The 25,807-nt window shown below is 37.6% G+C and carries 27 protein-coding genes and 1 other RNA gene; 23 read left to right on the top strand and 5 right to left on the bottom strand.

Going from position 1 to position 25,807, the window contains the following annotated elements; all coding sequences use genetic code 11:
* Both ACHUFV_RS00005 and ACHUFV_RS00010 read right to left on the bottom strand, forming a co-directional pair.
* A partial coding sequence (locus tag ACHUFV_RS00005; protein WP_394231245.1) for a hypothetical protein occupies positions 1 to 1,047 on the bottom strand: 1,047 nt, incomplete at its 3' end.
* A gap of 258 nt (positions 1,048 to 1,305) precedes the next feature.
* Positions 1,306 to 3,573 (bottom strand): nitric-oxide reductase large subunit, encoded by a 2,268-nt coding sequence (locus tag ACHUFV_RS00010; RefSeq protein WP_394231247.1) that lies wholly within the window; start codon positions 3,571 to 3,573, stop codon positions 1,306 to 1,308.
* A gap of 199 nt (positions 3,574 to 3,772) precedes the next feature.
* On the opposite strand from ACHUFV_RS00010, the gene ACHUFV_RS00015 reads away from it, so the two are divergent.
* The gene (locus tag ACHUFV_RS00015; protein WP_394231248.1) at positions 3,773 to 4,699 is read left to right on the top strand and encodes an aldo/keto reductase; all 927 of its coding nucleotides are present in this window, start codon (positions 3,773 to 3,775) and stop codon (positions 4,697 to 4,699) included.
* A gap of 91 nt (positions 4,700 to 4,790) precedes the next feature.
* Here ACHUFV_RS00015 and ACHUFV_RS00020 read toward each other — a convergent pair whose 3' ends face one another.
* Entirely contained in the window at positions 4,791 to 5,399 is a 609-nt protein-coding gene (locus ACHUFV_RS00020) for an undecaprenyl-diphosphatase (protein ID WP_394231250.1), read from the bottom strand.
* A gap of 213 nt (positions 5,400 to 5,612) precedes the next feature.
* Here ACHUFV_RS00020 and ACHUFV_RS00025 point away from each other — a divergent pair, with 213 nt between their 5' ends.
* The 14 genes from ACHUFV_RS00025 (at position 5,613) to ACHUFV_RS00090 (ending at position 17,454) form a co-directional block, all read left to right on the top strand.
* Positions 5,613 to 5,960 (top strand): PadR family transcriptional regulator, encoded by a 348-nt coding sequence (locus ACHUFV_RS00025; protein WP_394231252.1) that lies wholly within the window; start codon positions 5,613 to 5,615, stop codon positions 5,958 to 5,960.
* Positions 5,941 to 6,579: an HAAS signaling domain-containing protein gene (locus ACHUFV_RS00030; RefSeq protein WP_394231254.1), complete on the top strand. Its 639-nt coding sequence runs from the start codon at positions 5,941 to 5,943 to the stop codon at positions 6,577 to 6,579. Before ACHUFV_RS00025 ends, ACHUFV_RS00030 begins: the two co-directional genes overlap by 20 nt.
* Before the next feature lie 117 nt (positions 6,580 to 6,696).
* The gene (locus tag ACHUFV_RS00035; protein WP_394231255.1) at positions 6,697 to 8,151 is read left to right on the top strand and encodes a DUF4153 domain-containing protein; all 1,455 of its coding nucleotides are present in this window, start codon (positions 6,697 to 6,699) and stop codon (positions 8,149 to 8,151) included.
* A 230-nt stretch (positions 8,152 to 8,381) separates the two neighbouring features.
* Positions 8,382 to 9,041: a hypothetical protein gene (locus ACHUFV_RS00040; RefSeq protein WP_394231257.1), complete on the top strand. Its 660-nt coding sequence runs from the start codon at positions 8,382 to 8,384 to the stop codon at positions 9,039 to 9,041.
* A gap of 203 nt (positions 9,042 to 9,244) precedes the next feature.
* The gene (locus ACHUFV_RS00045; RefSeq protein WP_394231259.1) at positions 9,245 to 9,787 is read left to right on the top strand and encodes a glutathione peroxidase; all 543 of its coding nucleotides are present in this window, start codon (positions 9,245 to 9,247) and stop codon (positions 9,785 to 9,787) included.
* A 168-nt stretch (positions 9,788 to 9,955) separates the two neighbouring features.
* Positions 9,956 to 10,606: a TetR/AcrR family transcriptional regulator gene (locus tag ACHUFV_RS00050; RefSeq protein ID WP_394231261.1), complete on the top strand. Its 651-nt coding sequence runs from the start codon at positions 9,956 to 9,958 to the stop codon at positions 10,604 to 10,606.
* Between the two features lie 16 nt (positions 10,607 to 10,622).
* Positions 10,623 to 11,507 carry an ABC transporter ATP-binding protein gene (locus ACHUFV_RS00055; RefSeq protein ID WP_394231262.1) on the top strand — a complete coding sequence of 295 codons (885 nt, stop codon included), beginning with the start codon at positions 10,623 to 10,625 and terminating at the stop codon, positions 11,505 to 11,507.
* A gap of 6 nt (positions 11,508 to 11,513) precedes the next feature.
* Positions 11,514 to 12,311: an ABC transporter permease subunit gene (locus ACHUFV_RS00060; RefSeq protein WP_394231264.1), complete on the top strand. Its 798-nt coding sequence runs from the start codon at positions 11,514 to 11,516 to the stop codon at positions 12,309 to 12,311.
* Positions 12,312 to 12,353: 42 nt separating this feature from the next.
* Complete coding sequence (locus tag ACHUFV_RS00065) at positions 12,354 to 13,154, top strand: ABC transporter permease subunit (RefSeq protein ID WP_394231266.1); 801 nt, start codon at positions 12,354 to 12,356, stop codon at positions 13,152 to 13,154.
* Positions 13,155 to 13,387: 233 nt separating this feature from the next.
* On the top strand, positions 13,388 to 14,476 hold the full coding sequence (locus ACHUFV_RS00070) for a metallophosphoesterase (RefSeq protein WP_394231267.1): 1,089 nt from the start codon (positions 13,388 to 13,390) through the stop codon (positions 14,474 to 14,476).
* A 281-nt stretch (positions 14,477 to 14,757) separates the two neighbouring features.
* Positions 14,758 to 15,081 (top strand): BC1872 family protein, encoded by a 324-nt coding sequence (locus ACHUFV_RS00075; protein WP_394231269.1) that lies wholly within the window; start codon positions 14,758 to 14,760, stop codon positions 15,079 to 15,081.
* A 221-nt stretch (positions 15,082 to 15,302) separates the two neighbouring features.
* Positions 15,303 to 16,229, top strand: a complete 927-nt coding sequence (locus ACHUFV_RS00080) for a TIGR01777 family oxidoreductase (RefSeq protein WP_394231271.1) — start codon at positions 15,303 to 15,305, stop codon at positions 16,227 to 16,229.
* A gap of 71 nt (positions 16,230 to 16,300) precedes the next feature.
* Positions 16,301 to 16,531, top strand: a complete 231-nt coding sequence (locus ACHUFV_RS00085) for a hypothetical protein (protein WP_394231273.1) — start codon at positions 16,301 to 16,303, stop codon at positions 16,529 to 16,531.
* Positions 16,532 to 16,698: 167 nt separating this feature from the next.
* The gene (locus tag ACHUFV_RS00090) at positions 16,699 to 17,454 is read left to right on the top strand and encodes an AAA family ATPase (RefSeq protein WP_394231275.1); all 756 of its coding nucleotides are present in this window, start codon (positions 16,699 to 16,701) and stop codon (positions 17,452 to 17,454) included.
* A 78-nt stretch (positions 17,455 to 17,532) separates the two neighbouring features.
* Here ACHUFV_RS00090 and ACHUFV_RS00095 read toward each other — a convergent pair whose 3' ends face one another.
* Positions 17,533 to 18,342: a 3D domain-containing protein gene (locus ACHUFV_RS00095; RefSeq protein ID WP_394231277.1), complete on the bottom strand. Its 810-nt coding sequence runs from the start codon at positions 18,340 to 18,342 to the stop codon at positions 17,533 to 17,535.
* Between the two features lie 249 nt (positions 18,343 to 18,591).
* The gene (locus ACHUFV_RS00100) at positions 18,592 to 19,623 is read right to left on the bottom strand and encodes a GIY-YIG nuclease family protein (RefSeq protein WP_394231279.1); all 1,032 of its coding nucleotides are present in this window, start codon (positions 19,621 to 19,623) and stop codon (positions 18,592 to 18,594) included.
* 248 nt (positions 19,624 to 19,871) lie between these two features.
* On the opposite strand from ACHUFV_RS00100, the gene ACHUFV_RS00105 reads away from it, so the two are divergent.
* The 8 genes from ACHUFV_RS00105 to abc-f all read left to right on the top strand — a co-directional run bounded on the left by ACHUFV_RS00105 (position 19,872) and on the right by abc-f (position 25,739).
* A complete protein-coding gene (locus ACHUFV_RS00105) occupies positions 19,872 to 20,633 on the top strand; it encodes a SagB/ThcOx family dehydrogenase (RefSeq protein ID WP_394231281.1) in 762 nt (253 codons plus the stop codon).
* A 119-nt stretch (positions 20,634 to 20,752) separates the two neighbouring features.
* Positions 20,753 to 21,490: a YjjG family noncanonical pyrimidine nucleotidase gene (locus ACHUFV_RS00110; protein WP_394233325.1), complete on the top strand. Its 738-nt coding sequence runs from the start codon at positions 20,753 to 20,755 to the stop codon at positions 21,488 to 21,490.
* Between the two features lie 338 nt (positions 21,491 to 21,828).
* Positions 21,829 to 22,181: a transfer-messenger RNA gene (gene ssrA, locus ACHUFV_RS00115) on the top strand.
* Between the two features lie 178 nt (positions 22,182 to 22,359).
* Positions 22,360 to 22,602 carry a hypothetical protein gene (locus ACHUFV_RS00120; RefSeq protein ID WP_394231282.1) on the top strand — a complete coding sequence of 81 codons (243 nt, stop codon included), beginning with the start codon at positions 22,360 to 22,362 and terminating at the stop codon, positions 22,600 to 22,602.
* A complete protein-coding gene (locus tag ACHUFV_RS00125; RefSeq protein WP_394231284.1) occupies positions 22,599 to 22,970 on the top strand; it encodes a hypothetical protein in 372 nt (123 codons plus the stop codon). The genes ACHUFV_RS00120 and ACHUFV_RS00125 overlap by 4 nt, the downstream gene beginning before the upstream one ends.
* 20 nt (positions 22,971 to 22,990) lie before the next feature.
* Positions 22,991 to 23,242 carry a hypothetical protein gene (locus tag ACHUFV_RS00130; protein ID WP_394231285.1) on the top strand — a complete coding sequence of 84 codons (252 nt, stop codon included), beginning with the start codon at positions 22,991 to 22,993 and terminating at the stop codon, positions 23,240 to 23,242.
* A gap of 128 nt (positions 23,243 to 23,370) precedes the next feature.
* On the top strand, positions 23,371 to 23,745 hold the full coding sequence (locus tag ACHUFV_RS00135) for a c-type cytochrome (protein ID WP_394231287.1): 375 nt from the start codon (positions 23,371 to 23,373) through the stop codon (positions 23,743 to 23,745).
* Positions 23,746 to 24,107: 362 nt separating this feature from the next.
* On the top strand, positions 24,108 to 25,739 hold the full coding sequence (gene abc-f / locus ACHUFV_RS00140; protein ID WP_394231289.1) for a ribosomal protection-like ABC-F family protein: 1,632 nt from the start codon (positions 24,108 to 24,110) through the stop codon (positions 25,737 to 25,739).
* The last annotated feature ends 68 nt before the right edge of the window (positions 25,740 to 25,807 follow it).

Consider the following 25,807-nt stretch of genomic DNA (forward strand, 5'->3'; position numbering starts at 1 on the left):
AGTGTTATCGCTATCAGCAAGCTCTAGCGCAGTCTCATCAGCAGGTAAGTCGACCTCAGTGTTATCGCTATCAGCAAGCTCTAGCGCAGTCTCATCAGCAGGTAAGTCGACCTCAGTGTTATCGCTATCAGCAACCTCTAGCGCAGTCTCATCGTCAGGTAAGTCCACGTCAGTGTTATTAGGAATATTCTCATTATTTGTTTCAACTTGGTCGGTAACATCCAAATCTCTAGATGGTTCACTGGCAGCTGAGCCTTCAACTAAATGATCGTCTGTCAAATCTTTAGTCATCTCAACAATAGATGGACCTTCAACCGCATTATTGACAGGCTTTGCTGCATTGTCACTTGTATGCGAACTTTCAGCCTTTTGGTCAGTGGAGAAGTCATTAGTGTGGTTAATGGAAAGTGATTTGATGTTCTCTAAAATGATTGTAATGGATTCGACATTGTTAGAAATAGGTAAAACCTGGTTAGCAGGATTCACTGCTTGCTGTGGTTGTTGTGGTTGTTGAATCAGATTTGGTGAAGTTCCTCCGGTACAATTTGCACAAAGAGAAATCGTTAGGTCTTGATTAGCAAGCTGTTTGATTTTAGATATTGTTAGTAATTTTCCATTTTTAGGATTAATACCGGAATACATAAAACGCGCTGAATGGTGTCTTCCGATTTGATTTTGTTGTAAAAGAAGCGTAAAGATTCCGGTAGTGTGTTCTCCTGTTTTAGGATTTGTAGCCATACCAGTTCCAGAAGATAGTAAGTATATCCCTTCAGGTGTTGAATAACTAACAGGAGGATTAAAACTTGTTGGAGTAAATTGATGTTTCGTTTTAACTGTAATTTGACTGTTAGAAGTGGAATTGTTAGGAGAAATATTTGCTCGAATGATTCCTGCTTTTGTGGAACCGCTGCATTCACATGCACCTGTAACATTCGTCAAACTATTATTACTTCCACCATTAAGTTGAATCGTGGGTTTCACCTCAATGTGTGGCATAAAATTAGGATGAAATTTATTCTTAACTTTTACTTTTCTCTTTTTACCCATTAAAACCATCCCCTTCCTGAGATACAGATTATGTTACAGACCCCCATGCTGTACAAGGTATCTACCTATTGTCATATAAATAATAAAAAGGCACAGACAGAGGTCGGTTCTTCTACATCTATTGACAGATTCCAACAGCTGATAAACTTCATAGTTTTACAGAATGTGGAACAAACTGTGCCGTAAGGATGAGTTAAATTTATCGACAAAAAAGCATGGTACTTTCATACCATACTTTTAACAGTGTTTAACTTTTTCTTATTGTTTGATCTCGTTACGACTATCTTTAATAGACCAGCCTGTTTTTAATCCTAGAATGAACCATCCAAGTGCAAGGGCTCCTATTCCAAAAATGGTATCTCCAATCATTCTAAGCCAAATAAAGGTTTGTACCGTATCCTGATGGAGGAAATCAGCAGACCTAGCATACCACATTCCGTGCTCAACGCTAGCCCATGTCTGCATAAGTCCAACTGGAAGGAGACTTAATAGAACCATTAACGCAAGTCCGATATTAATAGCCCAAAAAGCAAAGCTGAGCATTTTTGTTTTCCATACCTTTTGACCTGTCAAGCCTTTTAAACAGAACAGCATGAGCCCGATGCCAAGAACTCCGTAAACACCAAAAAGGGCCGTATGTCCATGTACCGGTGTTGTATTAAGTCCTTGCATATAATAAAGCGCAATCGGAGGGTTGATAAAAAATCCGAAAAGACCGGCACCTACTAAATTCCAAAAAGCGACTGCCACGAAACAATAGATTGGCCACTTATAGGCTTTGACCCATGGCTTAACACGGCTATGTGTCAGATTTTCATAGGCTTCAAATCCGATTAACACAAGCGGTACAACCTCTAATGCACTGAAAACAGCCCCAAAGGCCATAACTCCCATCGGTGTTCCGCTGAAGTATAGGTGATGAAACGTTCCAATGATGCCTCCAAATAAGAAAATAATCGTTGAAAAAAGTACAGACGCCGTTGCAGTTGTTGTACGTAAAAGTCCCATTCTGGTAAAAAGAAAGGCCATAACAACCGTCGCAAATACTTCAAAAAATCCTTCTACCCATAAATGCACAACCCACCAGCGCCAATATTCAGCCATGGATAAATGGGTTTGCTGACCCCATAATAAACCTGGGATATAGAATAGTGGAATTGCAGTTGCAGCAATGATAAACATCATTAAGAGATGACGGTCCTCTTTCGATTTTTTAAAGGCAGGTAACAGGGCTCTCCCCATTAAATATAACCAGAGGAATAGACCAATTGTTAAGAAAAGCTGCCAGAAACGACCTAAATCTACATATTCATACCCCTGGTGGCCAAACCAGAAGTTTGTTGCAAGGTCGAATTTCTGAAACACACCCATCCATTGTCCAGCCATCGAACCCACAACAATTATTAATAGGCAAACAAATAGAAAGTTTACGAGTGCCCGTTGAAATTTTGGTTCATGACCTGAAACAGCAGGGGCCATGAACAAACCGGTAGCAAGCCAAGCGGTTGCAATCCACAAAATTCCCAATTGGGTATGCCATGTACGCACAACAGAATAGGGGATCCATTCTTGAATCGGAATGCCATACAAACCAGAGCCTTCCACTGCGTAATGGGCAGAAAGTACCCCTAGTGCAATTTGGACGACAAATAAAGCCGCGACAACCCAGAAATATTTTAGGGTCGCTTTCATAGAAGGTGTTGGGGATAGTGCCAATAATGGATCCTTTTCTGGATACACCTCCTCAATATGCGGTTCCTTTTGCCTTTGGACTGCAAAATACCAAGCTAAAGCACCGACTCCTGCCAATAGCATAACAAAACTTACAACAGACCAAACGACCATTTCGCCAGTTGGTTTATTATCAATTAAATCTTCATTTGGCCAGTTATTTGTATAGGTAATATCGCTTCCAGGGCGATTTGTTGCCGCTGCCCATGTACTCCAAAAGAAAAAGGTATTCATTGCGCTCATCCGTTCAGTATCCTTTACCGTATTCTTTGGGATGGCATATTGATCACGAAGCTCGGTAAAATCCGGATCATCCATAAATAATCCTGTATAATAATTATTTAAATATTGAAAGGCATCTGCACGATCATTTGAAATGACAAGTGTTTTAGTTTCCTTATCAAAGGTATTCGTCCGTATTTCCTTCTTTAAGCGGGCTTTCAATTGGGCTTGCTGCTCTTCATTTAAGCCTTCAAAGTCCTTCCCAAACTCTGCTTTTCCCCATTTATTCAAAATAAACAGTGATTCCCGATGGAGCCAATCTGCATTCCAGTCAGGAGCGACATAAGCCCCATGTCCCCAAATACTTCCTACCTCCTGACCTCCAATGGATTGCCATACATTTTGACCATCTTTAATATCTTGGCCTGTAAATAGTACAGTACCATCTTCTGTAACAACAAGTTCAGGAACGGGAGGCATAACCTGATAAATACGACCACCAAAATAACCTAAAATAGCAAAAGATAGAATGATTACTAAACTTAATGTTATCCATAAACGACGATAGTTCATAACATTCCTCCTCATTTCAAATGGAATTCTTCCTAAATATTTTGTAAACCAAGCATTGCTAGTTATATTTACCAAAGATGTTTATTTTATGTATGTTTATAGCTCTTTACTATTTTTGAAAGAATAAAGTCAATCTTTTTTGGTTCGTTCAAGCAGTTTGGTATGATGAAGTTAGTATGTATTAAGGAGATGATTGTCAGTGGAGAAGAAAGTTCAAATTGGAAAAACAGAGCTTTATGTTCATCCGATTGGATTGGGTACGAATGCGGTCGGAGGTCATAATATATTCCCAAATCTAGATGAAGAGGCAGGCAGAGAATTAGTACGTTCAGGCTTAGAGAATGGGATTAACTTTATTGATACAGCCTATATGTATGGTCCCAAACGCTCTGAAGAAATTATCGGTGAAGTCATAAAGGAAAGGGCGAATCGATCTGAAATCGTGATTGCCACAAAAGCTGCTCATCAATTTATTGGGAATGAAATAAAAGTAAATAATTCGCCTGCTTTTTTAAAGCAGTCAGTAGAGGAAGCCTTACAACGCCTTCAAACAGACTATATCGATTTATTTTACATACATTTTCCTGACCAGGATACACCAAAGGATGAAGCGGTCGGGGCATTGAAGCAGCTGAAGGATGAAGGGAAAATACGCTCAATTGGGGTATCGAATTTTTCCATGGATCAATTACTAGAAGCGAATAAAGATGGCTATGTTGATGTTATTCAGAACGAGTATAATCTATTAAATCGTGAGGCTGAGAAGGAGTTGTTTCCATATGTAGTAGAAAATAAAATTTCCTTTATCCCATACTTCCCGTTAGCTTCAGGATTACTGACAGGAAAATATGATAAACATACAAATTTAGCAGAAAAACGTGGGAAGTTTTTTGAAAGGGAATTGTTTGAATCTACCCTGGAAAAAGTAGAGAAAATCCGCAAGCTGGCGTCAACCAAGGATGCAGAAGTGGCTCATCTTGTGTTGGCTTGGTATTTGACTCGTGAGGCTATAGATGTGATTATTCCGGGCGCGAAAAGGGCTGAACAAGTTCTGCAAAATCTTAAAACGTTAGAGGTTCGGCTGAATGAGGACGAGATACGAGAGATTGATCGGATTTTTCAATAGTAAAAGGCTTGATAGTAAGTAAATAAAACAACAACTAGGGGACTTCTACTGAAGATCCCCCCTATGTTGTTTGTGGAATGTAATCAACCTATTAGTAGTCTTTTGAATTAGACTTTTTGGATTTTAGCTGGGAAACTATTAATTGTTCCAGACGTTCATAAAGGTTCAACAGTTTCTTTGTGAAGTCTTGTTTCGGAATGATCTGAAAAACGACTAATGCAACAATGCTGCTAATTAAGGCTCCAGTTAGAACGTCTGCGGGATAGTGGACACCTATCCAGATGCGTGAAATTCCTACAAAAAGAGGGGGAATTAACCATAAAAATCCGATCTTTTTGTTAAAAAGCCAAAACGTAACACAAAACGAAAAAAATAAGATTGTATGGTCACTTGGAAAGGAATTATCAACAGCTTTCTCAATTAATTGATTCACGTCGGATAACTCGGCAAAGGGTTGATTGTTTGAGTGAAAGAGACCTGCCACCTTTCCTGTTATCTCGGACAAGATAAATGTAATGGAAGCACATAAAATCATAATTCTATTCTTTTTAACCCGAGAAACCCAAAATATTATAATCATTGCTGCTAAAAATAAGATCAAATACTCAGCGATGAAAATCATAACTGGATTTAAGAATGTGTAGTGTTTCCCTAATTCATTAATCATTCTAAATAAATGGATATTTAATGTTGATTCCATACCGTACTACTCCTTCCAAAATAAAACTCATAGATGTATTCTAGAAAAAAAGCATTCTATTCCCCATCGATTCTCCTTACAGTTTCAAGGTCAAACATTACATTTTTGTAATCTTTGAAGGCAGAACGTCAGTCTTTCCCAAAATTTGCTTTACAAGTCGACTAATTAGTTATAGAATTCCTATGTACCTAAAAATTCTAGGTAGGTGAGAACATGTTTGATCGTGAGTTAGTGAAGGGAAGTACATCGCTATTATTGCTACAGCTGTTAGGCGAGCGGGATATGTATGGATACGAGCTTGTCAAGGAGCTGGAAAAGCGAAGCGGAAATGAGTTTTCTATAAAGGAAGGCACATTGTATCCGGCATTACATAAGCTTGAAAAGCAGGAATATATCGAGTGCTATTGGCAGGAGCAGGAAAAAGGACCAGCCAGAAAGTATTATTGTATTACTGAGGCTGGTAAAGAAATGCTTCAAGAAAAAACCCGTGAGTGGAATGACTTTGTTTCCGTTATTAACAAGGTGATAGGGAGAAAAAATCATGGAACGGCTAAAGAATGAGTTCTTAACAGAGCTTGCTAATTGTCTTAACGGTCATCAAGAAAAGGCTTCCATCCTTTTGGAATATGAAACCCATCTTAATGAACTGCTTATAGAACTTGATCAAATAAATGATGAATCTGAAATCCGTGATCAAATGAATAGGAGATTTGGGACACCAAAAGAAATTGCTGCCATGTGGGAAGAAGAGCTTTCTGTTACGCCGAGTAACATGAAATGGCTATTTATTGCTGTTAATATTCTTTTTTTCGGCGGTGGCTCCATTTTCACTCTCGCACATAATCTCTTTGATTGGAAGTGGCTTACGACTCTTTGGACTCAATTAACCTCAATTCCAATCTTGATTGCGCTGGTTTACATGGTTTTCTGGGCATTGCTAGGCTATGAAATAGGCAAGGGCTTTGGTCACAAAGGCAAGAGGCTGATGAAAAAGACATTCATATTAGCTTTAATTCCGAATCTAACGCTTATGGGTTTAACGGTTTTCCGAATTATACCGCATAAATGGTTTTATCCTTTATTAAACGAAAGCTTTATGGCTATCTGTATTTTGCTTACACTTCTTTTATACCCAGTTTGTTTGATAAGCTATCAATGGGGGAAAAAAGCTTCTATATAAGCTTTTTTTTACCATTCTACATAGAAATACTATATATGTAGAATATCGATAATGATGGTTCTTTTTTTACTCTTATACATAGAAAATCTATGTATATAAAATCAGGAGGTTTTGAACATGGAGATTAAATTGGAAAAGCAGGATTGGATTTTTTTTCTATTGTGTCTGCTTGTTGGTGTGCTTGCAGAGGAGTCTTTCTTTAGAGGTCAGATCGGTATTTCCTATTTTGTGTTTATCATAGTCTTTTATTCCGTATTTTTTTGGAGGTTTCGCTTATTTTCACTCTCAAACCAGCGGCTGGGATATCTTGTACTAATCATCATCTGGATATTGGCAGCATGCTATGCTTTGTATGACATGACTCTTTTTTATGGAATGAATATACTGGTGATTCCTGGACTTGTTATCTTTCATCTTGCTTTGAGTACATCTCCAAAGAACTTGAATGGGAGTCAACTATCTTTCTTTGTATGCATGATCATTCGTATTGCTGATAGCATTCGCTACAACGCCTTTTTTACAAAACATCTATCCACAATGTTTAAGGGGAAACATGGTAACAAGCACTTTGCTGTAGGGACAAAAATACTAATTGGAATCCTGATTTCAGTCCCCTTTTTATTTATTATATTAAATTTATTAATTGAGGCAGATACCCAGTTTGAAAGATTGATAAGTAGTATCCCGCATTTGCTAAGTTTTCGGGTTGAATATATTTTCCGTGTGGCAATTATCCTAATCTATACTTTTGGCTTCTTCGGCTATCAACAGGTGCTATTAAAAAAAGATTTTCAAATTATGAAGCCTATTCAATGGAGGGGAGTGGCGATAGATGGGATTATTACTTTAACTGTACTTGTTCTGCTAGATTTAGTGTACATCCTATTTGTTGCCGTTCAATTTACGTACTTCTTCAGCGGCACATTGGAAGCCGGCTACACCTATGCAGAATATGCACGCCGTGGATTTTTTGAGTTACTATTCGTCACCTTAATTAACTTATCCGTAACAACAGCGGTCATTACCTTGACGAAACATACACATGGGTTCCTGAAAAACTCAATTCGATCAGCTTTGACCATTTTAGTTCTATCCAGTGGTGTTCTGCTTGTTTCAGCTTTTATGCGTATGTCGATGTATGAAGAAGCATATGGTTTCACGTTCACAAGAGTACTGGTCCATTCCTTTATGATTTTCTTATTCGTTATTTTTGCTTATACTCTAGTGAAAATTTGGTTAGAGAGACTATCCTTGTTTCATTTCTACTTTATTGCGGCCCTAATATATTATGCGGGTATGAATGTCATTAACATGGACGAAATTGTAGTCGACCGTAATATTGCACGCTTTGAGAAAACCGAGAAAATAGATATCTACTATTTAAATGAGTTGTCGTCCACCGGAACCCTCGGGCTGATTAAGCTTTATGAAAAAAATCCTCAGATACCAGGGTTAAAGGAGCTGCTTCAACAACGAAAAGCAGAAAGCGAGTATTCCCATATCAGCTCGTGGCAGTCTTATAATCTAACTAGAGATAGAGTACATGAAAAGCTTGGTGAATTAGATTTATGATTTATAAAGCATAGGGACGGTTCTTTTGCTTCCTTGAAGCAAAAGAACCGTCCCCATGCTTATATTTTTGATTAGAGAAATGATTTTTTTTGAAATATATTGTTAGTTTGGAGCAATTGATGATGAAAATAACAAGTTTGTTACATACAAGGAATGCATTTTTTCGCATGCCCTTTGTTATATAGTTGCATATGAATAGAATTTTCTAGATGAAGAACGGGAGGTATTAGATGGTAGATTACGTTTATGCCGAACAACTGAAAAAGGAATTCAAAGTCGTGGCCAGCTTTTATAATCAGAAGGTAAAAGGGAAAGTTTTTCCATGCCGAAACCACGCATATGTTATCCGAAAAGGGAACCAGTTGAATCATGAAGTAAACGCCATCTTGATTCTAATGAATCCGGGAACATCCTCACCAATCCGAAAGGAAGCATTTGTTCCTACACTTAACCTGGAGCTTCCAAGCTGTATTCCTTACATTGAAGCTAAGCCGGATCCGACTCAATATCAAGTCATGCGGCTAATGAAAGTAAAAGACTGGACACGTGTTTCTATTTTAAATCTATCCGATTTATGTGCCGGGAATTCAGAAGATTTTAAGAAACTATTGCAGGAGGCAGAAGACTCCGGTTTTCATTTTCATAGTATATTTTCAGTAGAAAGAGAGAAAGAACTGCAATCTCAATTATCGACTGCAAACGGACCCATTCTACTCGCTTGGGGAACAAACGGAATACTCGAACCACTAGCAAACAAAGCATTAAAAAAATTACCCTCAGAAAGAATAAAAGGACTCAAATCTACCAACAAACCATTCTATTATCACATCAATCCCATCCTAAAAGAAAAACAAATAGAACTACTAACAAAAATGAATCAAACTATTTAAGAAGCAGGGGGACGGTTCTTGTGCTTCCGAATGAATAAGAATATAACGGGTTTAGAGTTATTCTCTTACCCGTTTTTTTGTGTTATGGCTTGGTAAAAATGGAAAAGAATAATAAAGATGATAAAATGAATGGTGCCAAATTTGAATTGTAAATCTGTTATGTTTACCGTTCACGTAAAAAAGAAAAGAAGGAGAGTGCAAAGATGTCAGTTCATACTTATAAAGCAACATTATCAAACGGAGAGGAAATTGGTCTCGATACCTATAAAGGAAAAGTAATGTTAATTGTAAATACAGCAAGTAAATGTGGCTTAACCCCGCAATATGAGGGCTTGGAAAAATTATATGATACATATAAGGACAATGGTTTTACAGTACTGGGCTTCCCGTGCAACCAATTCGGCGGTCAGGAACCGGGCACCGATGAGGAAATCAGCTCCTTTTGCTCACTAAATTATCAGGTAGAATTTCCGCTTTTCCAAAAAATTGAGGTAAATGGCGATCAGGCACATCCGCTATATCAATATTTACGTGAGCAGGCACCAGAAGACGTAAACTTTGATAAAAACAGTGGCTTATACAAACATTTAAGCACAAACGCACCTGAACTATTAGAAGGATCAAACATAAGATGGAACTTTACCAAATTCTTAATTGATCAGGATGGAAACGTAGTAAAACGCTTCGCTCCTACCACTACTCCTGAAGAAATAAAAAATGACATAGAAAAATTGTTAATGAAATAATAAAGCAAAGGGACGGTTCTATTGCTTCAAAAGAAGCAGCAGAACCGTCCCTTCACTTTTTGTAACATTAACTGTAGTGTTGGAAAATAATGTTTAACCGCCTATTGACCAGATAGGTCAGCGGGATTAAAATGGAATTGACTGATATGGTCAATGTCATAAAATTTGATGAAAAGAATGGGGCTGCTGCGCATGTTTACAAAATTTTTAAATTTGGATTCTGAAAAACAAGACCGTATCGTCAATGCGGCGATGAAGGAATTTGCCCAGAAAGGATATGATCTTGCGTCGACCAATGAAATGGTAAAAGAGGCAGGGATTTCAAAAGGATTGCTGTTTCATTATTTCAAAAACAAAAAGCAGCTGTATTTATTTCTGTTTGACTATTGCTATGACATGATTGTCGAGGAATTTTATCAGAAAGTAGATTTATCTGAGGATGATTTTTTTAAGCGCACGAGGGATGCAGTCATGATTAAAATGGAGCTGCTGACAGGCTATCCGGATATTTTTCAATTTATGGAAGAGGCCCTATTGGAGGATTCAGCAGAAGTGAAAGCTGAATTGGAAAAAAAGAAAAAGGAATTTATCGACATAAATATGGAGAAATTCTTTGAGAACATTGATTATTCGAAGTTCAGAGAAGATGTCGATCTAAAAATTGTCCTGAAAATTATTACCTTTACATTTGAAAAATTGAGCGATGAGGCTCTCTATAAAGCAAAGCTGTCACCAACACATGAAATCGATTATGAAAAAGTCCGCCTTGAAGCAGAAGACTATTTTGAAGTATTAATGAAATGCTTTTATAAACAATAATCGGGAGGCCATGACAATGAATGTCATTGAAATCAACAACCTTACCAAGAGCTATGGCAAGTCCAGAGGAATCACAGATGTCAGCTTTACTGTAGAAGAAGGGGAGATTTTCGGGTTTATCGGTCCAAACGGTGCTGGAAAATCGACGACCATCCGAACATTATTGTCATTGATTTATCCAACAAGCGGGAGTGCAAAGATTTTTGGCAAGGATTGTGTCAAATTTGCCCCTGAAATAAAGAAGCAGATTGGCTATCTACCTTCAGAGGTCTTCTATTATGACAATATGAAGGTAATCGATTTGTTAAAATACTCAGCCAGCTTTTATAAAAAAGACTGCAGTCAGCGAATCAAGGAATTAGCGGAAATCATGAACCTTGACCTAACGAAAAAAATTGATGATTTATCGCTAGGAAATAAAAAGAAGGTTGGAATTGTTCAAGGTTTGCTTCATGAGCCAAAGCTGATTATCCTTGATGAGCCAACTAGCGGGCTTGACCCGTTAATGCAGCAAAAGTTCTTTGAACTACTCGAGCAGGAAAATAAAAAGGGTGCCACAATTTTATTCTCGTCCCATATTTTAAGTGAGGTCCAACGATTATGTAATCGTGTCGCCATCATTAAAGAGGGGAAAATTGTTACCGTAGAAAAAATTAAAACATTAAAAGAAAACAACTATAAAAAGTTTAAAATTGAAACCATTGGCCTTGTGGAAACTAACATCTTCCAACTGCCAGGCGTGACGAAATTAGAAAGGAACGGAAGTACCATTAGCTTTTTATTTAAAGGCAATATTAATACAGTGTTAAAAAAGTTATCCGAATTAACAGTTGCGAATCTTTGGATTGAAGAGCCGGACCTTGAGGAGATATTCCTGCATTACTACGAAAAGGAGGCGTAAGTAACGATGAATATATTCCTGCATGAATTACGGGCTAATGGGAAATCAACGTTTATATGGTCAATATCCTTAATCATGGTGGTCGTTTTGTTTATGTCGTTCTATCCTTCTTTTGCAAAAGATGCAGAGGCCTTTACGAAGATAATGGAGGGCTACCCGGAAACGGTTCGGAATCTATTGGGTGTTAACCTTGGAAGCTTCTTTACGATTCTAGGCTTCTATTGTTTTCCGTTGACCTTTATTACACTTTGCGGTGCTATACAGGCAATGAATCTTGGAACTTCAATTATAAGCAAGGAAGTGCGGGAAAAAACAGCTGATTTTCTATTAACAAAACCAGTTACACGGACAAAAGTGGTAACTGCCAAGCTGCTGGCAGCATTCACCTCCCTTGTGCTAACAAATCTCGTGTATCTTTCCGCTGCAAGTATTATCGCTTTTCAAGTCAAGAATGAGAATTTTAGCTTCAAAGTGTTTATTATGCTTTCTCTAACCATGTTTTTCGTTCAACTAATCTTTTTAGCAATAGGTTTCATGCTTTCGGTCATGATTCCAAAATTAAAATCCGTTCTCCCGGTGTCTCTCGGAACGGTATTTGCCTTTTATTTTCTTGGAATGTTCAGTGACACGACAGGGGAAGATGCCAAACGGTATTTATCTCCATTTAAATATTATGATACCGCTTATATTGTGAAGCATGCTGAATACGAAGCAGCCTTTTTGTTTGCAGGTGTTGTTATCATCATCATTGCGGTTATTTCTAGCTATGTCGTTTATACGAAAAAGGATATCCATTCTGTTTAAGTAGTCCAGCTTGTTTGTCACAAGCTAATGGAGGATAGAATCATGAATATATATTTAAAAGAATTGAAGTCCCATAGAAAGTCTCTTATCATTTGGAGTATTGGCGTTGTCCTGATGGTTGTATCAGGGATGGGCAAATATGAAGCCTACTCCTCACAAGGACAATCGATTAATGACCTAGTCTCAGGAATTCCAAAATCATTGAGGGCAGTGCTGGGATTTAGTGATGTCGATTTATCAACACTTGTTGGATACTATTCAATCCTGTTTCTCTACTTGTTATTAATGGCCACCATTCATGCGGCGATGCTTGGTGCCACTATCATTGCGAAAGAGGAGAGTGACAAAACGTCTGAGTTCTTATTTGTCAAGCCTGTCTCAAGAAACTCGGTTATTTCGGCAAAGTTAGCAGCCGCTTTTACGAATATTTTAGTTTTTAATCTAGTAACCTCTGTGTCATTGTTTGCTATCCTGGGACATTACAACAATAACGGTGAAGAGGTGAATAAAGCTATCGTGGGAACGATGATTGGTATGTTTTTATTACAGGTGTTGTTTATGGTTATCGGCAGCGCACTCTCATCAGTTAAAAAGAAACCAAAAGCAGCAGTGTCACAAGCATCAATTATCCTTTTAGTAACCTACATGCTCTCTATTTTGATCGATTTAAATGAGAACATCGAAGGTTTAAAATACCTAACACCGTTTAAATATTTCGAAGCCAAAAACGTTATCTACGGCAGTGGACTCGAAACAATCTACATTGTCCTTACAGCCATGCTCATAATTGGATTAATCACGCTCACTTATATAGCCTTCCAAAAACGGGATTTAAATACCTAAACGAATGTACAGTTTCCTGCTTCTAAATAGGGGCATATAAGAATAGTGCGAGAAGCTGAATGTCTGTTGTATCAGACTTTCAGCTTTTTTGTTAAGGGTAACTATTAGCTACTGTGTTTATGACCAAGATATACTGTATAATGTGAATTGTCATTTTTTCGATCAAACAAGTTCAAAGAAAGCAGAGATAATTCTATACAAGAATTAATACAAAAAAGAGGTGAGAAGAACCCATGTCACTACCTACTATTCTATTTGTTCTTCTATTCGTCATCGTCTATAGTCTCCTCTGTATTTACATCGGTAAAAACGTCTGGGTGTGGCTGAAAACGTACACAAAGGGGAAGTATCAAAAATCCTTTTATTTTCTCTTCATTATGTTAGCGGCTTCCCCTTTTCTAGCACGAACAGTTACGATTCCGTTATTTGCCTGGATCAGCGGGTTTTGGATGGCGATAATTGGCTACAGCCTCATTCTGCTGCCAATAGCCAACCTACTGTATTTTATTTTTAAAAGGAAAGGTATTCAGTGGATTGGGCTTGGAATAATCCTGTTCTTTGCTATTATCTTTAGTGTGGGCACCTATAATGCTTGGAATCCCATTGTTCGTCATTACGAAGTGAACATACCGAAGAAATCTGAACTACCTGCAATTAAAATCCTCGCTGCCTCGGACCTTCACTTAGGTCCTATTGTCGGTGTCACACACTTGAAAAAGTTAATTAACATCTCAAATCATGTCAAACCAGATATCATCCTCCTTGCCGGCGATACTATTGATGACGATATCGAGCCATTTCTTGAAAATAATATGCAGGCAGTTATGCAAAATTTACACGCTCCTCTTGGGGTGTACGCTATTTCGGGTAACCATGATGTCTATGGAAATGATCTTGTGAGGCTGGAACATTATTTAACAAAAGCGGGAATTCAAGTTCTAAGAGATGAAACGGTTTTAATTAATGACCAATTTTATCTTACAGGGAGAAAAGATCCAGCAGAAGGTGAGCGTCTTGAAATTCAAGCACTGCTAAAGGATTTTGATAAGAAAAAGCCCATAATCATGATGGATCATCAGCCGAACGAATTGGATTCTGCTGAAAAATATGGTACAGATTTATTGGTTTCAGGTCATACTCACAATGGACAGCTGGCACCAGCCAATCTTATAACCGGTATGCTGTTTGAAAATGATGGCGGTTATTTACATAAAGGAACCATGCATTCATTTGTCTCTTCGGGATACGGAACATGGGGGCCGCCGCTGAGAATGGGAAGCCGTTCAGAGGTGATGGTAATTGACCTTCATTTTGAAAAATAAATGTTTATCATTAACCTAGTCCCTTTCAAACCGGAAGGGTCTATTTTTGTGGGGAAATAGTGAAAACATCAAAAACTACATTTTTTTCAAAAAATTTCAAATTAATAGTAGATATCATGTTAAAACTGTTATATAATTTCATTAATCAATTTTAGTTGTACTATAACAATCAAACAGTTATAAAAAGAAATTGGTGACATATAACAGATTGTAATGGACTTACCTACTGTCACCAGATGACAAAAAAATAAAAAATATTAAAAAGAAAAGAGGAATGTAGGATGTCAAAAACAGATTCCATTGCACGTAGAATATTAGGTTGGAAGTTAAATAGATGGGATAGATGGTATGATTATGAAAAAGGAGTTTTCATTCATGACTCTGAATTTCAACCAGAACAAAATCTTTGCCACGCCATGCTCATTGTAGAAAGACTGGAGAAATTTGGTTATAAATTCTCAAACAATGGCAATTCCGAGGTTCGTTTCAATAACATCTCAGCAACCGGTGATACGCTTGCAGAAGCTATCACTAATGCAGCCTACAACCTCATCGAACTTAACTCAGTTGAAGACACAAGCGATATTTGGGCACAGCTTTGCTAAAATAAACGTTTCTTGTGCCTCCTTTACATGACGTTAATCATGTAAACAACCCAATAATTTTATAATAAAGGGAAAGAAGTTCACCTCAGGGGAAGTGAACTTCTTTTTTAATGTATACGAGCAGGAATAAACTGACTGTTATCGAATAAAAGCTATTATACTATTAAAAATAAGCTTGTTTGAAAAGGAGTCCTTTCACTTGTGATAAAAGGAGGGGTACGATGAGAATTGTTATTGCCGGAGGTTCCGGATTTATCGGACAAAAATTGACTGAGCTTTTGCTTGCTAAGGGTCATTCCATTGTCATTTTAACAAGAAAGGATAGGTCAGCAACTGATTCTATTTCCTATGTTAAGTGGCTTGAACAAGGTGCCAATCCTGAAAAGGAATTAGGCGATGTAGATGCTGTAATAAATTTAGCAGGTGTGTCAATTAATAATGGAAGATGGAATGCAAATCATCAAAAAGAGATTTATGAAAGCCGAATGTCAGCGACCGCAGAGCTGTTAAGAATCATGACAGCTTTGCCAAAGCAACCCACCGTCTTAATAAACGCGAGTGCCATTGGAATTTATCCTGCCTCCTTTGACGCACGATACACTGAAGAATCGACTGCAAGAGCAACTGATTTTCTTGCAAAAACCGTTTCCGATTGGGAGGAAAACGCGCGAAAGGTAGAGGAACATTCTGTTAGGGTTGTCACTATGAGATTTGGTGTGGTGCTTGGGAATACCGGCGGAGCGCTTCCGTTGATGGTGCTTCCATATAAGTTATTTGTCGGAGGGACAGTTGGTTCTGGTAAACAGTGGGTGTCGTGGGTGCATGTAAAGGACGTAGCACGGTCCATTCTCTTTGCAATAGAACATAGCAATATAAGCGGTGCCGTTAATGTCACGTCACCTGTACCCGTTAGAATGCGTCAGTTTGGACAAACCATTGGCACCGTCCTCCATCGTCCACATTGGTTTCCTGTCCCTTCTATGATCATGAGGATCGTCCTTGGGAAAAAAAGTACTCTTGTGCTGGAAGGACAGCAGGTTATTCCTACAGTGTTGATGCAGGAAGGGTTTGAATTTATGTTTCCATCACTTCATGATGCATTAGAAGATTTACTTGTAATAAATAAAATGAAGGATTTTATCTTTTAAATGAAGATTGAATAAATTACTTGTCGATGGTAAACCCTAATACAAAACTTTGAAAAATAAGGAGAGTAATTGTGAAAGCATATGAATTACACAACATGATCATCGACAATGATTTTGACGGTGAAGAGTACGTCACAGCAGACTTTACCCATGAGGATCAAATTTATAGCATTACCTTCAAAAAGGCTGACCTCGAAATTATCAATACCTGGGTGTTCCAAGGTGATGGTACATCCTTACCAGCTAGCCTGCCCGATTATATTATTGAATCAATCAGAGAAGATGTACAAAAGAAAATCTAAGACCTTCAAAAAGGCTGTCCCAGAGCAAAACTACAGGCATAACCACCTGTTATCCAGTACCATGCCGCATAAAATTGACTGGTTGTAAAAAAAGGAGGTCCCTGCACTTTTGGGGACAGCCTCTATGCATTATGTGGTAAGCTGTTGTATAAGGGGTGAGCAAAAGGATGAAGTTAGATTTTGATACTCAATATGTAAAACGTGTATTTCTTAATGAACATCTTATCTCCTCATATGATCAATTTCCTCTTAGTCTGCCCGTAATGAAAAACCTGCACGAAATTGAATTCCATCCAAATGTAACCTATATTGTTGGCGAGAATGGAATGGGTAAATCTACTTTGCTTGAGGGAATAGCGGTGGCGTTAGGCTTTAACCCGGAAGGCGGGACATTAAACTTCAATTTTTCAAGCTATGATTCACATTCGAATCTTGATCAGTATCTAAGAATTGCCAAAGGTGTGTACAGGGCAGAGGATCAATTTTTTTTTCGAGCAGAATCCTTTTATAATTTAGCTACTAATATAGAAGAATTAGATAGGGAACCCGGTGGCGGGGGAAGAATTATTGATCGTTTTGGAGGGGAATCCTTACATCAGCAATCACATGGCGAGGCCTTTTTTGCTACATTTATGGAGCGGTTTCAAGGCCGCGGTCTGTATATTTTAGATGAGCCTGAAGCAGCGCTCTCACCATTAAGACAGCTGTCCATGCTGGCTAGGATTAATGAATTAGTAAACCAGGAATCACAATTTATTATATCAACCCATTCTCCAATCATCATGGCCTTCCCTGATGCGAAAATTCTACAGCTATCAGAAGAGGGGATAGCAGAAACTAAACTTGAGGACACCAACCACTATATCATGATGAAACAATTCTTCGATGACAAAGAGCGCATCCTGCATCATCTATTTCAGTAAGTAAAAAAGCCCTGCAAAAGTTGCAGGGCTTTCGTAAATTTAGTTGTAAGAACAATAGAAGACTTCACTATTACTAACTTAGTCTACAATTGTGACTTTCACTTGTTTTCTTCCCCATTGGAGGGCGTCATGTTGATTTTGAACATATACATCGATTTCGTGTCCATTAATTCCGCCGCCGATATCTTCAGCTGTTGCATATCCATACCCCTCAACATAGACTTTCGAGCCTAAAGGAATAACCGCTGGATCGACTGCAATCACTTTTGCATCTGGGTTTGCATTAAGGTCTACACCTGTTTTTGTAATCCCTGAACAGCCTTCACATTCAGCTGTATAGGCAGTTGCTTCAACTATGATTTCCTTACCTGCTGGTTCAGCAGCTGCAGCTGGTTCGGCCTGTACTACCGGCTCCGCTGGTGTTGGATTTTCAGCTGGAGCATTACTTTCAGCAGGCTGTGGATTATCCTGAACAGCTTGTCCAGCAGCTGATGCTGCTTCTTCTTTAACAGCTTCCACACTACTGTTATTTGTATAAATTGTTAAATTTAACCCAGGATGAATAAGGTCTGTAGCAAGATTATTCCAAGTCTTTAAATCATCAACGGAAACTCCGTAATTTTGTGATATGTTCCACAGTGTATCACCCTTTGTTACAAGTAAATGTTTAATAGGGGATACTTCTAAAAGATCATCTGGATGAATCAAATCACTTGAAAGATTGTTCCATTCCTTAATCGATTCTACCGATACTTTATTTTCCTTCGCAATTCCCCACAAAGTGTCTCCCTTATGTACAACAATTTGTTCCGCATGAACATTATTTGTTCCGACTATAAAAAATGCTGTTGCCGCGACAGCTGATAACCATCTTCGTTTCTTAATCATTTTTGTACCTCCCACAAGTTGTCTTGTTCGTATTTATGTCAATTATCGTAACATAGTACCTTTACAGAACATGGACAGGGAGATATTAATTAGATAACGATAATAACAGATTGATAACAGGATGTAACAATCTATAACAAATTCAAAAGACCTGTAATAAAAGAAGCAGGGGGCTTCCCTGCTTCCAAACCATTGGATTTAGCTTTTGTTAATCTGCAGAAGCAAGGGGACGGTTCTCCTGCTTCCAAACTATGGCATACAGCTTTTTTTCCTCTTTGAAACCAATTTCCGAACTTCCTTTTTAATCAAACTCTCTGATTCAAGCCATGAGTCTTGAATAATAATATAGCTACAGTTATTGCTTTTCATATAGTTATAGATAATCTGAGCCTCATCGATTTCATTAGGTGTAAGCTCTTCATCAGTAATGGGTGAGTGAAAGTACTTCATTATATTTGCAGATATAAGGGTAACAAACTCACTATTTTCTTTCGTATTACCGTACGTTTCACTAAATAATACTTCATTTCTTTTAACATAAAAGAGTTTATTTCGGTCTCCATCTATTCTTTCAAGCATAACGATATTATGATTTTCCTCTGTGAAATCTATTATTCTTTCTTTATGAATTAGTGTGTTCATATAATTTATGCTATTTCTATATGTGGCCGCTGTTTCGAAATCGTAGCTTTCCGCTGCAGTCACCATTCTTTCCTTCATTTCCTCAAGCAGAAAACTGTTGGAACCGTTGAGTAATGCGATAAGTTTATTAATAATGGAATGGTAATTGATGAGTGCGTCACCGCCTTGGCACATACCAATACACAATCCAATTGTATAATTAAGGCAAGGTGAATTCTTCCCTTTGAAGCTGTTACAGTTTATTTTATAGCAATCCTTCAATCCTGCGATCGCTTTTTCAGCTGTACTTTTGCTTGTATATGGACCAAAGCATAGATGATCCTTGTTCTTCCTACTCATATTATGACAGACTTCAATTCTAGGGATTGCTTCATCCCTTCTGATGACAATGTACGCATAGGAACGAGGATTTTTCATTAGTTTATTAAAATAAGGCTTTAATTCCTTTATTAAATGGCATTCGAGCATAAAGGCTTCAAACTCAGTATCCGTTTCTATATAATCGAAATCTTTTAAGGTTTTTACAAGCTTTTCAACCTTTCGCGAATGTGCTTTCGATTGATAAAAATAAGATTGAACCCTGCTTTTTAAATTCTTTGATTTGCCGACATAAATAATCGCTCCTTGCGAATCCTTCATAAGATAGACCCCAGGTGTTGAGGGAAGATTTTTTATTTTGTCGTTTATAAGCTGCAATGAAATCCACCTCATTCATACAAGATAGAATTGATTTTAATGGATTAGGCAAAAAGGTACAATATGTATAGAAAAGGACTTTATCAAGATTATGCGGTTTAGCTAGAGTCCTAACCGTGATACAGGACACAGTATATTTTATATAAGAGGCTATTATAGTAGATAGGAAAGACATCACGGGAGGAACTATCATGGCAAGATACGAGTTGCAAAGAAATTTATTAAAATCAAACTTTATAGAATTTAAAAAGATAAAAACAGACAAAATGAAAGGTATACAGAAGCCGCCTATAGTAAAACCGTATGATCCCAATTCTACTATCATTGAACTGCCATCTGTAAGTGATGAGGCTGTAAAACATGCGAGTATTTTTGATTGTATTAGGGATCGAAGAAGCACAAGATTTTATAGCCAAGACTCATTGAGTCTATCGGAATTATCCTATCTATTATGGGCTACACAGGGAATTACAGCCACAAATAAAGCTGGATTGACCCTTCGAACGGTTCCATGCAGCGGGGCTACCCATTCCTTTGAAACCTATCTATTCATTCAGAGGGTTGAGGGACTTCAGGAAGGCATTTATCGGTATCTGCCGGTAGAACACAAATTACTATTCATGTTTGAATTAAGTGAAATGGACCAGAAAATCGATGAAATTACGCTAGAACAGCCCTTTGTACCAAACTTCGCTAAAAAGGCTGCAGTGGTCTTTGCATGGAGTACCACTCCGTATCGTTCGGAATGGAAGTACGATATTTCCGCTCACAAAAAAATCCTGATAGATGTTGGACATGTTTGCCAAAATCTATATCTTGCTAGTGAATCTGTTGGCGCAGGAGCATGTGCGATCGGGATATATGATCAAAAACTTATTGATGAAATATTAGAATTAGACGGTGAAGAGGAGTTTGTCTTATATCTAGCAGCTGTTGGAAAAAAGAGAAATTAGTTTCGAGGAATCCTTAACTGTAAAATGTAGATTCCATGATATGTAAGAAAAAAAGAACTTCATATTTTCATGCTATAATAGTAAATATGGTAGAAATGATAGATATGGAGAGATTGAATTTGAAGAACTATCGAACTTTATTATTTGATGTGGATGATACATTATTGGATTTTGGAGCCGCTGAAAAATCAGCGTTGCGCTCGCTTTTTGAGGAGCAGCAAATTTCTTTTACACCACAACTTGAAGAACAATATAAAAAGATAAATCAAGGACTCTGGAAATCCTTTGAAAAAGGAGAAATTAACCGGGATGAAGTAGTGAACACACGATTTTCTCTTTTATTTAAAGAACTAGGTCAAGCTGTAGATGGAGTCTTATTAGAGAAAAAATACCGCAGTTATTTAGATGAAGGACATCAGCTTATCGAGGGTGCGTTAGAATTGATTACAAATCTGCGTCAGCATTATGATTTATATATTGTTACGAATGGTATTTCTAAAACTCAGCACAAACGTTTGTCTGATTCGGGGCTATTTCCTTTGTTTAAAGACATTTTTGTTTCAGAGGATACGGGTTACCAAAAGCCGATGAAGGAATATTTTGATTATGTTTTTGCGCGGATTTCTACTTTTTCAGCAGAGGAGACCTTGATCATTGGCGACTCCTTAAGCTCAGATATAAAAGGAGGACTGCAGGCTGGAATTGACACCTGTTGGTTTAATGCTAATGAAAAGTCAAATGTTGCTGATATAATACCTACCTTTCAAATAAAAAGACTTGATGAATTTTATCAAGTTTTAGGGTTTGAAAATGGGGAGGAGCTACCAACATCACGACAAATGACCGCTACTAAATAACATTACCTTGAAACGGACTTATCGACTGTAGTAAGTCCGTTTTTTTTGCGGAATGGCATCGATATGTACTATTTCTTATTATAAGAAATCAAGGTAATTCATACTTATTCTTTGCTATTAAAACTGTGTTTATTATGTATTTTAAAGAAAACGCAATGATAGAAAGCAGATATTTCCCAGTAACTTACAATTGAAACAAGCAAAATATATGTTATGATAATACATGTCAGCAGGAGCTGGCAAACATAATCTTTGCTCGGCCTTTGAGCATTCCTAACGTCAGCGCATTAGGCGCGAATCGAAAAGATAATTCAGTTTATCATCGATTTTCTCATCATGGGGACGCTACGGATTCGACAGGGGTAGTTCGAGCTTAGGTTGCGAGTCGAGGGGATCGGCCTCGTTAAAACGTCAAAGCCTATAACTGGCAAACAAAATCAACTTTTAGCTGCCTAATTAAGTCAGCTGTTCGCCCTTCCATTGCCTGCGTGGTAAGGTAGCGGACCCAAACTTTGCAGGATACGCCGGATTTCACCGTCTGAGGATGAAGGAAGAGAACAATCAGACTAGCCAGCCCGGACGCCCGTCGATAGGCATATGGTGCGGCGAAGCTCAAATATATCGACTACACTCGTAGAAGCTTAAGTGACGATATCTTTGGACGTGGGTTCGACTCCCACCGTCTCCACCATACATAAGCAATGGTGGTAAAATAAAAAATAGTACAAAACGAATGGAATGTGTTAAGATAAACGGGTCAGATGATGCTATCATCTGGCCTTTTTTATTTCCTATCTATTTAGGTTGATTAACAAAAAGTTTCGATAGGAATATGGCATTACAAATATCTAATTAAATCAGGTGAGGATATGGATCGCGATCATGTAATAAACGATGAAATAATTGAGGATAATTATAAAGTTTTTGCTTTACTAAACAACTATCTGAATCATGCACCTGACCTTATTAATCAAAAGGAAATAAATGAAATTGTTAAAAGCGGTGTTTCATATGAGTATGCATTCGCTGTCATATTGGCTGTTGAATTCGGACTGGATATCATTGACATGTTGAAGAGAAGGAATTGTTTCATAACTATTTTAAAAGGATGAATCACCTTGATGTAAATGACTATAACAACAATCCGTTTTATAAAAATATTAAGATACCAACGATAAAAGTTGGTAATAGTGAATTGAAATATGAAAAATATAAACCATTTGAAGGCTTTGTTTGTAATGATATCATTCAAACAAAAGCGGGCAGGCAAATTCCCCAAATCGGATTTTTTGAAACAGAATTCAAGTTTCCAGCTATTTTAGAAAATGAACGAATTTGGATGACCGTCACACCCAATGAAGTTGAAACAATGAAAGAAGCCGTTGACCAAGCTTTTGGCCATGTTCTTACCTTTGGACTTGGCTTGGTTATTACACCTACATGGTTTCTGAAAAAGATAATGTGGAAAGCATCACGGTAGTAGATATCAATGAAGATGTTATGAAGTTATTTACAGAATATGTATTACCACAATTTAAAAACGCTAATAAGATTACCATTATCAAAGAGGATGCCTTTGAATATGCACGAAAACATATCTGCCCGGGAAAATATGATTATGTGTTTACAGATTTATGGCATGATGTCTCTGATGGCATAGACTTATATCTAAAAATGAAACAATATGAAAAACAAAGTCCTCAAACAGTATTCTCGTATTGGATTGAAAAGTCTATTTTATGCTACTTATAAAGTAAACAGACCTGCTGACGATTCAATAGCGAGTCCGATTCTGCTTCAAAAGGAATATTCAAAAGACCAAATAAATATATATTTTAAGTGTTAATTTTGTTTATTATCGCTTGGATAGAGGTGTTGAGTTGAGAAGACTGTTTGGGGTATTTTTAATTGTTTTCCTTTTTGCTGCAGTAAGTGCATGCAATGGTAACGAAAAGGCAGGCGGTGATGCCGCATCATCGACCGAGCAGACAGGCAGCAATAGTACTTCCACTGATGAATCAGCCGAGCCTATTGCCGGGAATGAGGTTTTTCAAAAAAGCTGTATTTCCTGTCACAGTTCAGGAGACATTTCTGGAGGACATACGAAATTAGATGCTGCCGTAATCCAATCAAGCTATAAGACGCAAGAGGAACTATTTGCATATGTATCGGAAAGAATGCCATTGTCAGCACCTGGATCTTTAACAGAGGAAGAGTATCAGGCGGTCGTAAAATATCTATGGGACCAAAAGTAAGGTGTAAAAGCCGGGAGGAATGCTACCGGCTTCCTTTTCATACCTATAGAGCAAATTAAACGTAGATAGTATGGAAACCCATTTTTTTGGAACAGTTTAAATTCAACTAAAGGTATGTTATTATGAAGATACAAATCAAAAAAGAGGTGATGGGTGGACGATGATTAACTAATCTTATTTTTTACAGTTTGAAATAGCATATTTCAAATCAGTTAAAATAGGATTAGTCTGCCCATTTTTCAATACTAAAAAATTAAGCTATTTACGATAATAGTTTATTTAGATTTATTAAAATGCGACTAATCCTTCCAGTTAATTTGGGAGGATTTTTTTATTCTCCCTTTAAAGAAAGGGATGATTGGATGAAAGAACTACTTAAATTACAAAATATTAGTTATGAAATAATGGACCAGGTTATTTTTGAAAACGTCACTGCTAGTGTTCATCAAGGTGATATCATTGGAATTATTGGAAAAAATGGTTCAGGCAAATCAACTTTGCTGCAATTACTAGAAAATCAATTAGCACCTACAACAGGAGAGATTCTGTGGCTGCAAGACAATCTGGATATTGTTATGGTTGAACAGGAAACGGAGACACATTCTTTTACTGAGATGACATCATTAGAAGCTTGTTTATTAGAAAAAATGGACGTACCTACCCATGATTTTTCACAATTAAGCGGTGGAGAAAAGCTGAAAGCTAGACTAGCCAGAGGCTTTGCTCAGGAAGCGCCGTTGTTACTCTTAGATGAGCCGACTAACCATCTGGATCAGTCTAGCACGGAACTTCTTCGAGACCTTATGATGAGCTATAAAGGTACAATCATCTTTGTATCACATGATCGATATTTTTTAGATAAGGTGGCAGCAAAGATTTGGTCAATTGAACATAAAAGGCTGATTGAGCATAGGGGTAATTACTCTAGCTATATGAAGGCAAGGGAACAGAAACGATTGACACAGCAGCGTGAATATGAAAAACAGCAAAAAAAGATCAATCAAATTGAAGCGCAAATGAATGAACTCACTTCCTGGTCGAATAAGGCACATGCTCAATCGACGAAGCAGGAGGGCTTTAAAGAATATCACCGCGTGAAAGCAAAACGATTGGATTCGCAGGTGAAATCAAAACGAAAACGCCTTGAAAATGAACTAGAAAAGACCAAGGTAGAACGGCTTGAGCCAGACTATCAGGTACAATTTTCTCTTAAAGCAACTAACAAAATCGGGAAGCGGTTTTTAGAGGTAAAGAATTTATGCAAGTCCTTTAATGGGGTATCTTTATTTCAAAATGCCAATTTTACGATTCAGCATGGTGAGAGGATTGCGATTATTGGACCGAATGGAAGCGGCAAGACTACATTGCTGAAGGTTATCATGGGGCAGGAAAGTGCAGAAGGAGATGTATGGGTATCACCGTCTGCGGATATTGGTTATTTAACACAGGAGGTCTTTGATCTGCCAATTGAAAAAACACCTGCTGAGCTTTTTTATAAAGAAACCTTTGTAGAAAGAGGCAAAGTACAGAATTTAATGAAGCACTTAGGATTTACAGCGGCACAGTGGACTGAGCCAATCCAGAAGATGAGCATGGGAGAGCGAGTTAAATGCAAGCTGATGGCCTATATCCTTGAAGAAAAAGATGTATTGATAGTAGATGAGCCGACCAATCATCTTGATTTGCCATCTCGTGAACAGCTTGAACAGACCTTATCAAATTATAACGGAACACTCTTAGTTGTTTCACATGATCGTTATTTTCTTGAAAAAACGACAACTATCCAATTGTCCATATTAAATGGGACGATTAATAAACAATTGAAGGTAGATTCCGTACTAGTAAATGACAAGGAAGAAGAACGCTTAAAGCTTGAAACCGAAAGACAGGAAGTACTAGGAAAGCTCAGCTTCATGACACCAAAAGATAAAGCATACAAAGAACTTGATAACAAATTTAACGAGCTAACGAAAAAAATAAAAGAGTTTCAATAGAAGCAGGGGGACGGTTCTCCTGCTTCCAAAAATCAAAAAACGTCAGAATAGTACATTTATATAACAGT

It is taken from the genome of Niallia oryzisoli (assembly GCF_043641075.1).
GTDB lineage: Bacteria > Bacillota > Bacilli > Bacillales > Cytobacillaceae > Bacillus_BD > Bacillus_BD oryzisoli_A.